Source organism: Pseudomonas rhizosphaerae, from assembly GCF_000761155.1.
Lineage (GTDB): Bacteria > Pseudomonadota > Gammaproteobacteria > Pseudomonadales > Pseudomonadaceae > Aquipseudomonas > Aquipseudomonas rhizosphaerae.
On record NZ_CP009533.1, the window covers coordinates 363,032 to 376,657 of the forward strand.

At 64.0% G+C, this 13,626-nt stretch carries 10 protein-coding genes; 6 read left to right on the forward strand and 4 right to left on the reverse strand.

The window, feature by feature from the left end; translation table 11 throughout:
* Positions 1–113 precede the first annotated feature (113 nt).
* The gene (locus LT40_RS01695) at positions 114–578 is read right to left on the reverse strand and encodes a GreA/GreB family elongation factor (protein ID WP_043185662.1); all 465 of its coding nucleotides are present in this window, start codon (positions 576–578) and stop codon (positions 114–116) included.
* 121 nt (positions 579–699) lie between these two features.
* Between LT40_RS01695 and earP the strand changes: the two genes are divergently transcribed.
* Together earP and LT40_RS01705 are read left to right on the forward strand one after the other, a co-directional pair.
* The gene (earP, locus tag LT40_RS01700) at positions 700–1,842 is read left to right on the forward strand and encodes an elongation factor P maturation arginine rhamnosyltransferase EarP (RefSeq protein WP_043185665.1); all 1,143 of its coding nucleotides are present in this window, start codon (positions 700–702) and stop codon (positions 1,840–1,842) included.
* Between the two features lie 49 nt (positions 1,843–1,891).
* A complete protein-coding gene (locus LT40_RS01705; RefSeq protein ID WP_043185667.1) occupies positions 1,892–2,461 on the forward strand; it encodes an elongation factor P in 570 nt (189 codons plus the stop codon).
* A 185-nt stretch (positions 2,462–2,646) separates the two neighbouring features.
* Here the strand turns inward: LT40_RS01705 and LT40_RS01710 are convergent, their stop codons facing one another.
* Positions 2,647–4,386 carry an IlvD/Edd family dehydratase gene (locus LT40_RS01710; protein ID WP_043185672.1) on the reverse strand — a complete coding sequence of 580 codons (1,740 nt, stop codon included), beginning with the start codon at positions 4,384–4,386 and terminating at the stop codon, positions 2,647–2,649.
* A 214-nt stretch (positions 4,387–4,600) separates the two neighbouring features.
* On the opposite strand from LT40_RS01710, the gene LT40_RS01715 reads away from it, so the two are divergent.
* The 4 genes from LT40_RS01715 to LT40_RS01730 all read left to right on the forward strand — a co-directional run bounded on the left by LT40_RS01715 (position 4,601) and on the right by LT40_RS01730 (position 8,534).
* Entirely contained in the window at positions 4,601–5,911 is a 1,311-nt protein-coding gene (locus LT40_RS01715) for an MFS transporter (RefSeq protein ID WP_043185676.1), read from the forward strand.
* Positions 5,912–5,934: 23 nt separating this feature from the next.
* Complete coding sequence (gene araD1, locus LT40_RS01720; RefSeq protein WP_043185680.1) at positions 5,935–6,924, forward strand: AraD1 family protein; 990 nt, start codon at positions 5,935–5,937, stop codon at positions 6,922–6,924.
* A gap of 72 nt (positions 6,925–6,996) precedes the next feature.
* Complete coding sequence (locus LT40_RS01725; RefSeq protein ID WP_237749280.1) at positions 6,997–7,272, forward strand: DUF5629 family protein; 276 nt, start codon at positions 6,997–6,999, stop codon at positions 7,270–7,272.
* A 104-nt stretch (positions 7,273–7,376) separates the two neighbouring features.
* Positions 7,377–8,534: a lactonase family protein gene (locus tag LT40_RS01730; RefSeq protein WP_052393205.1), complete on the forward strand. Its 1,158-nt coding sequence runs from the start codon at positions 7,377–7,379 to the stop codon at positions 8,532–8,534.
* Between the two features lie 54 nt (positions 8,535–8,588).
* Here LT40_RS01730 and LT40_RS01735 read toward each other — a convergent pair whose 3' ends face one another.
* Positions 8,589–12,221, reverse strand: a complete 3,633-nt coding sequence (locus LT40_RS01735; protein WP_043185689.1) for an AAA family ATPase — start codon at positions 12,219–12,221, stop codon at positions 8,589–8,591.
* Positions 12,218–13,459, reverse strand: a complete 1,242-nt coding sequence (locus tag LT40_RS01740) for an exonuclease SbcCD subunit D C-terminal domain-containing protein (protein WP_043185691.1) — start codon at positions 13,457–13,459, stop codon at positions 12,218–12,220. Before LT40_RS01740 ends, LT40_RS01735 begins: the two co-directional genes overlap by 4 nt.
* Positions 13,460–13,626: the final 167 nt, after the last annotated feature.

A 13,626-nucleotide genomic window follows, 5' to 3' on the forward strand; every position in this document is an offset into this window, starting at 1 on the left:
GCCGGTGTTTGTGGGAGCGGTCATCGGCCGCGAATCGACGACGCGGTGAACCAGGCAAACCGCGTCGCGCCTTTCGCGGGCAGAGCCCGCTCCCACATGACCTGCACAATGCTTCAAATCACCTCGACAATGACTTGAACCTTGCCGGCCATGCCGACTTCATCGTCGACGCCTTTGCCCAGCAGGCTTTGCCCCAGCGGCGAGCGTGGGGTGATGACCATGACCGTGCAGCCTTCGAATTCGAACTTCAGTCCCGCTGCATCGGGCCCCAGGAAAAACCACTGGCGCACGCCTGATTCCGACTCCAGCGCCACCAGCGCACCCAGTGCGATCCCTGCCTGCCCATCACGCAACTGCAACGCACGAAATTTCGCCAGCCCCTGGCGAATTTCTTCCATGCGTCGTGCCTGTCCGGTGGCCAGGTAGGACGCTTCCAGCCCCAGGGTGTCGTATTTGTTCTCGGCCACGTTCTCTTCATGGGTGGCGGTTTCATAGGCCGTCTGGGCCGCACGCTGAGCCACGTCCAGGTCGAGGGTCAGGCGTTCTATGATCGATTGCAGCAGGGCAGGCTTGTTCATGGGCAGACTGATGATGAGGACAAGAGGCAATTGTCGCACGAACGGCCGTTAGTGCTTCTGTGCGCAGGTGTTTATGAGGACAATAGCGGGCTTTGTGTAACCGTTTGCGTTGGAGTCAGCCATGAAGGCCACCTGGGACATTTTCTGCACGGTCGTGGACAACTACGGCGACATCGGCATCACCTGGCGTCTGGCCCATCAGCTGCAGGCCGAACACGGTATGCAAGTGCGCCTGTGGGTCGACGACCTGGTGCCATTCGCCCGTCTGTGGCCCGCGGCCAGCGCCGACCAACCGCAACAGTGGCACGAAGGCGTGGAAGTTCGGCACTGGAGCGGCGAATGGCAGGCGACCGAGGTTGCCGATGTGGTGGTGGGTGCCTTCGCCTGCAAGTTGCCGCCTGAATATGTGGACGCGATGGCGGTTCGCAGCCCGTCACCATTGTGGTTGAACCTCGATTACCTCAGCGCCGAAACCTGGGTCGATGGCTGCCACGGCCTGCCGTCGCCGCAACCGTGTGGGCTGCGCAAGTATTTCTTTTTCCCCGGTTTCACCACGGGTACCGGTGGGTTGCTGCGCGAAGCCGGACTGCTCGAGCGCCGCGAGGCCTTCGAAGCCGATCCCTCCGCGCGCCAGACGTTTCTGGCCGACCTTGGGGTCGAACCTGAACCCGGTGCGCGCCTGTTGTCGCTGTTCGCCTATGAACACAGCGGGCTGGCATCGTGGCTGGACGCGCTGGCTGACGACACGCGCAGCAATCATTTGCTGGTGCCCGAGGGACGAGTGCTGGCCGACGTGCGGCAATGGCTGGGCGACGCAGCGCTGGATGTTGGCAGCCAGGTGCAGCGCGGCAGCCTGAAAGTGCAGGTTCTGCCGTTCGTCCGCCAGAGTGACTACGACCGGCTGTTGTGGAGCTGCTACTTCAATGCCGTGCGCGGCGAGGACTCCTTCGTTCGCGCCCAGTGGGCCGCCGCGCCGATGGTCTGGCACATCTATGTTCAGGAAGAATACGCCCACTGGGAGAAGCTCGAGGCATTCCTCGACCGTTACGGCCAAGGCCTCTCGCCTGCCGCCTACGCCGCGCTGCGTGGCCTGTGGCGTGCGTGGAACCAGAGCGTGGAGGGCGCCGACATCGGCCCGGCGTGGCGCGAGGCGCTCGAACACTGGCCGGAACTGGTCGCGCACGCGCGTCAATGGTGCGCGATACAAGCCGCTCAGCCTGATCTTGCAACGGCGCTGGTGCAGTTTTACCGAAATTGGCTATGATACGCGGCCTAGATTTTTGTAAATCACCATCCAAATTCGGATATTCGTAATGAAAACTGGTAAAGAACTGAAACCCGGTACCGTGATCCGTCTGGAGAACGACCCATGGCTGGTTCAGAAAGCTGAATTCACCAAGTCGGGCCGTAACAGCGCGATCATGAAGACCAAGCTGAAGAACCTGCTGACCGGTTACAAGACCGAAATCGTCTACAGTGCCGACGACAAGCTGGACGACGTGATCCTGGACCGCAAGGAAGCGACCCTGTCGTTCATCAGCGGCGATACCTACACGTTCATGGACACCACCGACTACACCATGTACGAGCTGAACGCCGAAGACATCGAGTCCGTGCTGCCATTCGTGGAAGAAGGCATGACCGACGTCTGCGAAGCCGTGTTCTTCGAAGAGCGTCTGGTCAGCGTAGAGCTGCCGACCACCATCGTGCGTCAGGTTGACTACACCGAAGGTTCCGCTCGCGGCGACACCTCGGGCAAGGTCATGAAGCCTGCCAAACTGAAAAACGGTACCGAGCTGAGCGTTGCGGACTTCATCGAGATCGGCGACATGATCGAGATCGACACCCGTGAAGGCGGTTCGTACAAAGGTCGCGCCAAGTAAGCGATATGCCTGCTTGAAAGCGATGCAAAAACCCGACCTCGAGTCGGGTTTTTTTATGCCCAATTACCGCCTATTCCGTAGGAACGGTCATCGGCCGCGAAAAAATCGCCGCGATCCAACCTGATACACCGTGGCGCTTTCTTCGCGGCCACTGACCGCTCCTACGAGCAAGCGGGGCGGGGTGGTCAATGCGAATGCCGCGGCACCTCGGACCCCCGGCACCCCACCAGGAAATCGAAATCGCAGCCCTGGTCGGCCTGCATCACGTGGTCGATGTACAACTGCCGGTAGCCGCCCACCAGCAACGACTGCGACGGTGCCTGCCAGTCGGCCAGGCGAGCTTGCAGTTCGCTGTCGGGGATGTCCAGGTGCAAGCGCCCGCTGGCGCAATCGAGCTCGATGTAATCGCCTTCGCGCACCACCGCCAACGGCCCGCCTGCCGCCGCTTCCGGCGCCACGTGCAACACCACCGTGCCGTAGGCCGTGCCGCTCATGCGCGCGTCGGAAATGCGCACCATGTCGGTCACCCCTTGCGCCAGCAGTTTGGCCGGCAGGCCCATGTTGCCGACCTCGGCCATGCCCGGGTAACCCTTGGGTCCGCAGTTCTTCATGACCAGGATGGAGCTGGCATCCACGTCCAGGTCCGGGTCGTTGATGCGCGCCTTGTACATGTCGAAGTCCTCGAACACCACTGCGCGACCGCGATGGGTCATCAGCGCCGGTGTGGCAGCCGAAGGCTTGAGCACGGCGCCCAGCGGCGCCAGGTTGCCGCGCAGTACGCAGATGCCGCCGTCGGCCACCAGTGGATTGTCGATGGCGCGAATCACCTCGTCATCACCATAGATCGGCGAGTTCTGCACGTTCTGCCACAGCGTCTGGCCGTTGACGGTCAAGGCATCGGGGTTGGGGATCAGATTGTTTTCCCCCAGGCGGCGCAGGACGGCTGGGAGACCGCCCGCATAATAAAACTCTTCCATCAGAAAACGCCCCGACGGTTGCAGGTCCACCAGGGTCGGGGTGCCACGGCCGATGCGGGTCCAGTCGTCGAGCTCCAGCTCTACGCCGATTCGGCCGGCGATGGCCTTGAGGTGAATCACCGCATTGGTCGAGCCGCCGATGGCCGCGTTGACCCGAATGGCGTTTTCGAACGCCCCCTTGGTGAGGATCTTCGACAAGCGCAGGTCTTCGCGGACCATCTGCACCGCGCGCATGCCCGACATGTGCGCCAGCACGTAGCGACGCGAATCCACCGCAGGAATGGCGGCGTTGTGTGGCAGCGAAGTGCCCAGCGCTTCGGCCATGCAGGCCATGGTCGAGGCAGTGCCCATGGTGTTGCAGGTACCGGCCGAGCGCGACATGCCGGCTTCGGCCGAGAGAAACTCGTCGAGGCTGATCTGGCCGGCTTTGTAAGACTCGTGCATCTGCCAGACGATGGTGCCGGCGCCGATGTCGCGGCCCTTGTGCTTGCCGTTGAGCATCGGCCCACCGGTCACGACGATGGCCGGCACGTCGCAACTGGCCGCGCCCATCAGCAGGGCAGGGGTGGTCTTGTCACAGCCGGTGAGCAGCACCACGCCGTCGATCGGGTTGCCACGGATCGCTTCCTCCACATCCATGCTGGCCAGGTTGCGGGTGAGCATCGCCGTGGGGCGCAGGTTGGACTCGCCGTTGGAGAACACCGGGAACTCCACGGGGAAACCACCGGCCTCGATCACGCCACGCTTGACGTGTTCGGCGATGGTGCGGAAGTGCGCGTTGCACGGAGTCAATTCGGACCAGGTGTTGCAGATGCCGATGATCGGCTTGCCATTGAACTGGTGATCGGCGATGCCCTGGTTCTTCATCCAGCTGCGGTACATGAAGCCGTTCTTGTCAGCCGTACCGAACCATTGGGCCGAGCGCAGGGTGGGTTTGTTGTCAGGCATGAGGGCTCTCTTATTGTAAGACTTGTTTTTGTGTATGCCCTCAAAATAGGCCATTGGATCGTCGATTGGAAGAGCTTGTGAAGCAAATAGTAATACTATAAAGTCGATTTCAGTGAAGGCTGAGTGTCATCGAATGCCCCGAACAGGGGCGAACGTGCGCTGAAGCCTTCCCACCTAAAACAAGCATAAAAACAAGAAAGTGGAGATCGATCCCATGAGCCAGGAACTCGGGCTTATACGCCGCATCACCTTCAAATTGATCCCGTTCCTGATTCTGCTGTACCTGATCGCCTACGTGGATCGCTCCGCAGTGGGCTTCGCCAAGCTGCACATGGGCGCGGATGTGGGCATCGGCGACGCCGCCTACGGCTTGGGTGCAGGGCTGTTCTTCATTGGCTACTTTCTGTTGGAAATCCCCAGCAACCTGATGCTCGAACGCTTCGGCGCCCGTCGCTGGTTCGCCCGCATCATGATCACCTGGGGCGCCATCACCATCGGCATGGCGTTCGTGCAAGGTCCGCACAGCTTCTATGTTATGCGCTTCCTGCTGGGGGCGGCCGAAGCCGGCTTCTTTCCCGGCGTGCTGTACTACATCACGCAGTGGTTCCCGGTCCGTCACCGCGGCAAGATCCTCGGTCTGTTCATTCTGTCCCAACCCATCGCCATGATGATCACCGGGCCTGTGTCCGGCGCGCTGCTGGGCATGGACGGCGTGCTCGGCCTGCACGGCTGGCAGTGGTTGTTCATCGTCATCGGTACCCCAGCCATCCTGCTCACCTGGCCGGTGCTGCGCTGGCTGCCCGATGGCCCGCAGCAGGTCAAATGGATGAACCAGGCAGAAAAGGACTGGTTGGCCACTGAACTGCAGAACGACTTGCAAGCCTATGGCCAGACCCGCCATGGCAACCCGTTGCATGCGCTCAAGGACTTCCGCGTATTGCTGCTGGCGCTGTTCTACCTGCCGGTAACCCTGAGCATCTATGGCCTGGGCCTCTGGTTGCCGACCTTGATCAAGCAGTTCGGCGGCAGCGACCTGACCACCGGATTCGTGTCCTCGGTGCCCTATGTATTCGGCATCATCGGCCTGCTGATCATTCCGCGCAGCTCGGACCGCCTCAACGACCGCTATGGCCACCTGGCGGTGTTGTACGTGCTGGGCGCGGTGGGTCTGTTTCTCAGCGCCTGGCTGAGCGTGCCGGCTGCGCAGTTGGCTGCGTTGTGCCTGGTCGCGTTCAGCCTGTTCTCCTGCACGGCCGTGTTCTGGACCCTGCCGGGCCGCTTCTTCGCCGGCGCCAGTGCGGCCGCCGGCATTGCCCTGATCAACTCGGTGGGCAACCTGGGCGGCTACATCGGGCCGTTCGTGATCGGCGCGCTCAAGGAGTACACCGGTAACCTGGCCAGCGGCCTGTATTTTCTCAGCGGCGTGATGGTGTTCGGGCTGGTGTTGACCGCAGTGGTCTATCAGTTGCTCGAGCGCCGTCACGTGCTGCCGGTCGACACGTTCGCCGCCAGCGCTCGTTCCTGAACCCAGCAAGAGGAAGATCGATCATGCATCTGGTGCAATTTGAATTGAACAATGGCGAGCGTCGGGTCGGCGTGGTCGACGGCGAGCGTGTACACGAAGTGCGCGGCGCGAACAGTGTCCGTGAGTTGGCCATGGCCGCGATCGCCGCTGGCCATGGCCTGGCCCAGGCCGTGGACGGATGCGGCCTGGGTGAGCACCACGACTACCCGCAGCTGCGTGAACAGGGCCGCATCCTGCCACCGCTGGACCACCCCGACCCGGCGCACATGCTGGTGACCGGTACCGGCCTGACCCACTTGGGCAGCGCCGCCACCCGCGACAAGATGCACCAGCAGAGCGGGGACGCCGCGATCACCGACAGCCTGAAGATATTCCAGTGGGGCGTGGAGGGCGGCAAGCCTGCCTCGGGCCAGCCCGGCGTGCAGCCGGAGTGGTTCTACAAGGGTGACGGCAGCATCGTCGTGCGGCCCGGCCAGGCGTTCCCCGTTCCGCCCTTTGCCGAAGACGCCGGCGAAGAGCCCGAGCTGGGCGGGCTGTACGTGATCGGCCCGGACCGCCGCCCGTATCGCCTGGGATTCGCCTTGGGTAACGAATTCTCCGACCATGTGATGGAACGCAAGAACTACCTCTACCTGGCCCATTCCAAGTTGCGCAGTTGCAGCTATGGTCCGGAGCTGCGCGTGGGCGAGCTGCCCGAGCACCTGTCCGGCACCAGCCGTATCCGGCGTGCTGGCGAGGTGATCTGGGAAAAGGAGTTTCTCAGCGGCGAGGCCAACATGTGCCACAGCTTCGACAACCTCGAATACCACCATTTCAAGTACGCGCAGTTCCTCAACCCCGGCGACGTGCACATCCATTTCTTCGGTACCGCTACGCTGTCGTTTGCCGACGGCGTTGCCACGCAGTTGGGCGACCACTTCGAGATCAGCCTGCCGGCCTTCGGTGCACCGCTGGTGAACAGCGTCGGCCAGGCCGAAGCCGCGTTCGCGCCGGGGACCGTAGGCGTCCTCTAGCCGCTGCGCGCAGGCAGACCAGATCGATGCGGCACGGGTATCATGGTCCGACATCACCCAGGAGGTCCGACCATGACCCTGCCCAGCGCTCTAGAAACCTGCGACATGCTGCTGATCGACACGCTGCACGCCTTCGACTTTTCCATCGACGAGCAGCAGACCCTGCACGTCCAATGCATGGACGGCCGCGAGCTCAAGCGTTGGCAGTTCACCCTGCAGGAACAGCAGGCTGCCCAGCCGGGCGCCGAGCCGAACAGCTTTGTCGTCGATCATGCCGGCACGTCGCACCAACTGATCTGCCTCAGCGCCTTTTCGGCCCGCGAAGAAGAAGATGAAACCCAAACGTAAACGCGGCGGTCTGTAGAGACCGATCCACGTTCGCTCCTGCTGCCGCAACAATACGGGGTGGCGCGAAAGATTGGCCACCTACAACAGGCTTCGGAGAAACCTTCATGAAGCGAGTTCTGCTATCCATGCTTGTCAACGGCTTGGCCCTGACCTCCCTGCACGCCGGTGCAGCCGAAAAATATGACCTCTTGGTAGGCACCTACACCCAGGGTGCCAGCGAGGGCATCTATCGCTATGCTTTCGACAGCGCCACTGGCCAGATCGAAGCCCAGCCCCGGCAGACGGTCAAGAGTTCCAACCCTTCCTGGCTGACCTTGTCCCAGGACCAGCGGCGCCTGTTCGTGGTCAATGAAAACGGCCCCGGCCAGAAGGAGGTGATCGGCAAGGTCACCAGCTTCACCGTAGACGGCAAGACCCACGACCTCCACCAGGTCAACCAGGTGGCCACCAGCGGCGACGAGCCGACCCATTCCAGCCTGAGCCAGGACGGGCGCCACCTGTTCGTGGCCAACTATGCCGTCAGTGCCAATCCGGGCGGCAGCCTCAGCGTGCTGAAGGTGGCCGAAGACGGCACCCTCAGTAACGTCGTGCAGGAACTCAAGCACGTGGCCAGCCAGGTCAACCCCGAGCGCCAGGCCGGGCCGCACGTGCACTCGGTGGTGTCACTGCCTTCGGGTGGCTACGTCTACGCCAGCGACCTGGGTGCCGACCGGGTCTACGTGTACCGCTACCAGCCCGAGTCTGCCGAGCGTCCGCTGGTGCCTGCCCAACCGGCCTCGGTGCAGTTGCCGGACGGCAGTGGCCCGCGTCATCTGCTGTTCAGTCGTGACGGCAAGCACGCCTACCTGACGCTGGAGATGAGCGGCCAACTGGCCATGTTCGACGTCAAAGATGGCAACCTGGTACGCCAGCAGCTGCTCGAACTGGGCACCGTAGGCAAGGAAAGCGCCAGCGGCGCCTTGCACCTGTCTGCCGATGGCCGCTTCCTGTACGTGAGCAACCGTGGCACGGCCAACCAGATGCTGGTGTTCAGCGTCGCCTCCGGCAATGGCCAGCTCAAGGAGATCCAGCGTCGGCAGGTGGACGGCGATCACCCACGCGAATTCGCCCTCGACCCCACCGGCCATTTCCTGTTGATCGCCAACCAGAAGAGCAACCAGATCACCGTGCTCAAGCGCGATGCCGGCACCGGGATGCTCGGTGAGACGGTACAGAGCTTCAAGCAGGACGCGCCGTCGGACCTGAAATTCCTGACTCAGTAACATCCCAAACCGCAGCACGGCGTGCCAGGCACGCCGCGTTGCCGGGTCAGGGTGCTAGCCGCTGACCTCGACGCTGCTCAGCCCATTGCCCAGACGCCGCACCTGAATCTGCACCGGAATACGCTCGTGCATCTCCTGCACGTGGGAAATCACCGCCACCTTGCGCCCTTGTGCCTGCAAGCCGTCGAGTGCGTCCATGGCCAGTTGCAGCGATTCGGGATCGAGGCTGCCGAAGCCTTCGTCGATGAACAGCGACTCGATGCGCAGCGTGCTCGACGCCATCGACGCCAGCCCCAAGGCCAGCGCCAGCGACACCAGGAAGGTCTCCCCGCCCGACAGTGAATGCACCGAACGCAGTTCGTCGCCCATTTCGGTGTCCAGCACCAACAACCCGAGCATGCTGCCGCCGCGCTTGAGACGGTAGCGGCGCACCAACTGGCGCAACTGCACGTTGGCGTGGTGCACCAGCAGGTCGAGGTTGTAGGCCTGGGCGATTTTGCGGAAGCGATCGCCTTCGGCCGAGCCGATCAGTGCCGCCAATCGGGCCCAGCGCTGGTAGTGCGCGTCAGCCTCGGCAATCTGCGTCTGCAGGGCATGGTTGGCGCTGTGCCGGCGCTGGTCTTCGGCTTGCCGGGCGCGCAGCTCGGCGCAGTGGTGCTCCTGCCGTTCGACGTCCATCAGCAGGGCGGCGTGCTGTGCGTCCAGTGCCTCGACACTGGCAATCGCGTCGACCTGTGTCCGATGAGACTGCTGGCGCTGCTCGCGTTCGTGCAAGCGGATGCGTGCCTGTTCCAGGGCTTTTTCCGTGCTCTGCAGGCGGCTGCGCAGCTCATCGACCTGGGGTTCATCGATGGCGAGCAGTGCCTGCAACCCGTCGTCTTCCAGTTGCGGACGCTGCTCGCGCCAAGCGTGCAGGGCCTGCTCCACGTCAGCCAGGGTTTGCTGCAATTGGGCCTGCTGCGCAGTGTCGGCCTCCAGGGCGCTGGCGGTCTGCACTGTCCGGGTTCGTAGATCCTGTTGCTGGCGGTCGGTTTGCCGTTCCTGGTCGCGCGCCATCTCAACCTGATCGTGCAAGGCCGTCTGCCAGGCGGACGCCTGGGCATGCTCGCCCAGCAATTCGCGCAGCCGTGCCTCACAGGTCTGCAGTTGCGCGGACAGCGCCTGGACCCGCTGGCGTTGCTGCTCGCAATCGGTCTGGTGCCGCGCATGCTCGCTGCGGGCCTGCTCGATGCGGCGCGCGCGGGCGTCGAACTCGCCCTGTTCTTCATCGCGCTGTTCGATTTGCGCCAGGCGCTCGCCGATGCTTTGTTCCAGCGCCATGAACGTCTGCGCGGGGTGTTCGCGCAGGGCCTGCAGGCGAGCGGCGGGCAACTGACTGGCCAGCGCCTGCAACTCTTCGTCGAGCCGCTGCTGGTCGGCGTCCAGGTGGGCCTGATGCGCTTGTAGAAGCTGCTGCGCCTGCTGGCTGGCTTCCCTGGCCTGGGCCACGGCGCGTTGCAAGGCGCTCGCCTGCTGTTGCAAGGCCAGCAGGCTGTTCTGCTGACGTTCATCCTCGTCGATCGAACGCGTGTGGCCAGCCAGGGTGTCGCACAGCCAGTCCGCCGGCTGCTCGGCGTCGCACAGGGCAGGGTAGAGCGGATGCCGGGCCAGCTCAGCGTCACCCGGCTGGTCGAGCCATTGTTGCTCCTGCGCCTTGAGCTGCTTGTGCTGCTCGATCAGCGCGCCGACTTCGGTACGCAGCTCGACCAGGCGTTCGGACACCGGCTTCAACGCAGCGCGGGCGCGTTGCTCTTCGTCGTCATCGTGTGCCGACAGCGCCTGCAACAGCGCCTCCGGAGCATGATAGGGGTGCTCCACACTGCCACAGACCGGACAGGGCTGCTCGGGCTGCAAGCGTTCGCGCAACTGTTCGACGCTTTCACTGCGCGCCAGGCGCTGGCGTTCGAGCAGTTGCAGGGTCACCTTCAAGGCTTGCTCGGCCTGTTCGTGGGCTGCGCGGACCTCCAGTCCCTGAGCAGTCAGTTGTTCACGCCGGGCCAGCAGGCTGGCCTGTTGCTGACGCCCCTGTTCAAGACGTTCCTCAATTGCGCTGCGCCGCTGCCACAGCCGTTCCAGTTCCTGCACGGCGCGCAGTTCCTGGTGTTGCTGTTGCAGCCGTTGAGTCAGTTGCTGCACGCGCTCGGGCAGTTGCTCGGCGCTGCACGGCGCATTCTGAAATACCCGGGCAAGGTCGCTTTCATGCTCTGCAAGGCTCGTGCGTGTGGTGTGCGCCTGCGTCTGCAAGGCAGGCAGTTCGGCCTGGCCCTGGCGCAGGCGACTGCTCAGTGTCACCACCTGTTGCAGACGCGGCAAGTACGCCCCCCACGTGCCAGCCAGGGGGGCCAGCTCGGCGCTGCGCTCAAGCGCTTCGGCGACCTGCTGCAGGCGTTCGCCACTGCCGGCCTGCTGTTGCTCCATGACGTGCAGCGCCTGCTGCCCTGCGGACAGCTGGCGTTCGGCCTCGGCCAGTGCCGGACGCAGTGGTTCGATCTCGGTGTGCAAACGACCACGATTCGACTGCGCGTCGAAGGCCTGCTGCAGGAGCGGCTGGGCCTCGGCCTGTTGCGCCAGCGCTTGTTGCAACTGGTGCCCGGTCTGTTCGCGTTGCACGTCCAACTGCTCGCGCTGCACCTGTTGTTGCACCTGTTGCGCGCGCGCCTGCTCGATGCGCTCGGCCAGGGGCTGGAGCTGAGTCTGCAACTCATGCTGGCGGCTGAACAGGTGCCGTTGCGGTGCCAGTTGCTCGAGCATGTGTAACTGCAGACGCTGCTCGGCGCCTGCTTCCCATGCCTGGGATGCGTCTTGCACCTGCTGCCGTGCCGCCTGGCAGTCGTCGCTCAGGCGCCGGTCTTCGCAGTGCCACTGTTGTTGCTGTTCCACTTGCTTGAGGTGCGCCTGGTGCTGCCGCAGTTGCTCGCTGGCGGTGTGAAACTCCAGATCCAGCGCTTCGCGCGCTTCGGCGGCCAGTGGCGCGATACCGGTGGCCTGGTCCTGCCAGTGCTTGAGCTGCTCGCGGGCGTCGCGGCTCTTTTCGAAGGCGCGTTTGCCCAGGCGCGTATAGAGCGCGGTGTCTGTGAGCTTTTCCAGCAGTTCGCTGCGTTCGTTGTCGTCGGCTTTGAGAAAGGCACTGAACTCGCTCTGCGCCAGCATCACCGCACGGGTGAATTGCTCGAAGTTCAGCCCCAGGCGGGCTTCCAGCAGTTGTTTGTATTCACCTTTCTGGCTGGCGAGCAGCTGGTCATTGTCCAGATCGCGCAGCGACTGCCGGCTGTTCTGCAACTTGCCCGCCGGTTTGTCCCGTGCCCGGTTGGCCTCCCAGCGCGCGCGATAGCGACGACCGTCGACGCCGAGGAAGTCCACTTCCGCATAGCCCGCCCCGGTACCCCGACGCAACAGGGTGCGCGGATCGTAGCTGCCGATTTCACCGTCGGCGTCGGGCACCTTGGCACTCTGCGACGCATTGCCCAGGCGCGGTACGGCGCCGAACAGCGCCAGGCACAGGGCGTCGAGCAGGGTGCTCTTGCCCGCGCCGGTAGGGCCGGTGATGGCGAACAGACCGGCGCTGACCAGCGGTTCGGCGGTGAAGTCCAGTTCGAACGGGCCTGCCAGCGAGGCGAGGTTCTTCAGGCGGATGGCCAGAATCTTCATGGGGTTTCGCCCTCCAGCTGCACTTCCTGCAACAACTGCGCGAAGTCATCCAGGGTCTGTTCGTCCACCTCGCTGCCATAGCTGTCGAGCCAGGCGCGGCTGAACAGTTCGTGGGGGCTGAGCTGGTCCAGCTCAATCAGGGCGCCGACATCCTCGTTGTCGGCGTTGACCCGCCCGGCGTACTCGGCAGCGATCCGCACCAGACGCACGGCCTTGCCTTGCAGCGCGGTTTCGATGTGCTGGCGCAGGTCCGGTTGCGGCTCGTCGAGTACCACCCGCACTTCCAGCCAGGGGTAGCCCAGCACATCGGCCAACAGGTCCACGTCCGGTAGTTGCTGCAACTGTTCGCGGACCTGCGGCAACGGCGCCGGGCCGATGCGCAGCAGGTCGACCGCGCGCGGGATCAGGATCGGTTCCACGCTCACCAGCTGCTCGCCGGCGCACTCGATCTCGAGGATCTGGTGCGGGTATTCGATTTCGGAAAACGACAGGGGTATGGGCGAGCCGCTGTAGCGAATGCGCGATTCGCCGTTGACCTTCTGTGGCTTGTGCAGATGGCCCAGCGCAACGTAGCTGATGCTGGCGTCGAACAGGCTGGCCGGCAGCGCCTCGGCGCTGCCGATCACCAGGCTGCGCTCGGACTCCATCGACACCGAACCCCCCGCCATGTGCGCGTGGCTGATGGCGATCAGGGCCTGACCCGGCGAGCGTCGGGCATTGGCAGCGGCGATCAGCATCTCGTGCACCCGGGCGATGCCTTGCAGGTAATCCTCGCCCAGGGTTGCGCCGGTCACCTCGGCAGGGCGCAGGAAAGGCAGGGCCAGGCACCAGGCCTGCACCTCACCACTGGCATCGGGCAGCGGGAGCAACAACCGCTCGCTGTCGAGGCGGCCGTCTTCGAGCCACATCACCCGGCCCAGCGCGTGGGTGCGCAAGCGGCGCATCAACGGCCCGGGCAGTTCGATTCGCGAACCGGAGTCGTGGTTGCCGGCGATCATCACAATGGTCAGCTGCGGTTGTTGCTCGTGGGCGCTGACGATGAAGTTGTACAGCCGCTCCTGCGCCCGCACCGGCGGATTGACCGTGTCGAAGATGTCGCCTGCCACCAGCAGCACGTCGGGCTGGCGCTGGGCGAGCTGACGCAGCAGCCAGCGCAGGAAGCTTGCGTGCTCGAAGTCGCGCTCCTGACCGTGCAGGCTTTGGCCGAGGTGCCAGTCGGAGGTGTGGAACAGGCGCATGAAGGCTCCAGGGGGCAGGGAAGGCCGCCATGATAGCCGTTCGGCCCCGCGCTTCCCATGCGCCCGCTCGTGGCCAGATGTGACGAGTGATTTTTACGCTTTCTTTACGGCCAGGCCCGGGTATCGATCTCGCGCCTTTACGCCCAGGCCTTGGAGAATATCGGCAA

Coding starts and splice junctions, on each gene's coding strand:
- LT40_RS01695 (WP_043185662.1), bottom strand. CDS start 578: ATGAACAAGCCTGCCCTGCTGCAATCGATCATAGAACGCCTGACCCTC.
- earP (WP_043185665.1), top strand. CDS start 700: ATGAAGGCCACCTGGGACATTTTCTGCACGGTCGTGGACAACTACGGC.
- LT40_RS01705 (WP_043185667.1), top strand. CDS start 1,892: ATGAAAACTGGTAAAGAACTGAAACCCGGTACCGTGATCCGTCTGGAG.
- LT40_RS01710 (WP_043185672.1), bottom strand. CDS start 4,386: ATGCCTGACAACAAACCCACCCTGCGCTCGGCCCAATGGTTCGGTACG.
- LT40_RS01715 (WP_043185676.1), top strand. CDS start 4,601: ATGAGCCAGGAACTCGGGCTTATACGCCGCATCACCTTCAAATTGATC.
- araD1 (WP_043185680.1), top strand. CDS start 5,935: ATGCATCTGGTGCAATTTGAATTGAACAATGGCGAGCGTCGGGTCGGC.
- LT40_RS01725 (WP_237749280.1), top strand. CDS start 6,997: ATGACCCTGCCCAGCGCTCTAGAAACCTGCGACATGCTGCTGATCGAC.
- LT40_RS01730 (WP_052393205.1), top strand. CDS start 7,377: ATGAAGCGAGTTCTGCTATCCATGCTTGTCAACGGCTTGGCCCTGACC.
- LT40_RS01735 (WP_043185689.1), bottom strand. CDS start 12,221: ATGAAGATTCTGGCCATCCGCCTGAAGAACCTCGCCTCGCTGGCAGGC.
- LT40_RS01740 (WP_043185691.1), bottom strand. CDS start 13,459: ATGCGCCTGTTCCACACCTCCGACTGGCACCTCGGCCAAAGCCTGCAC.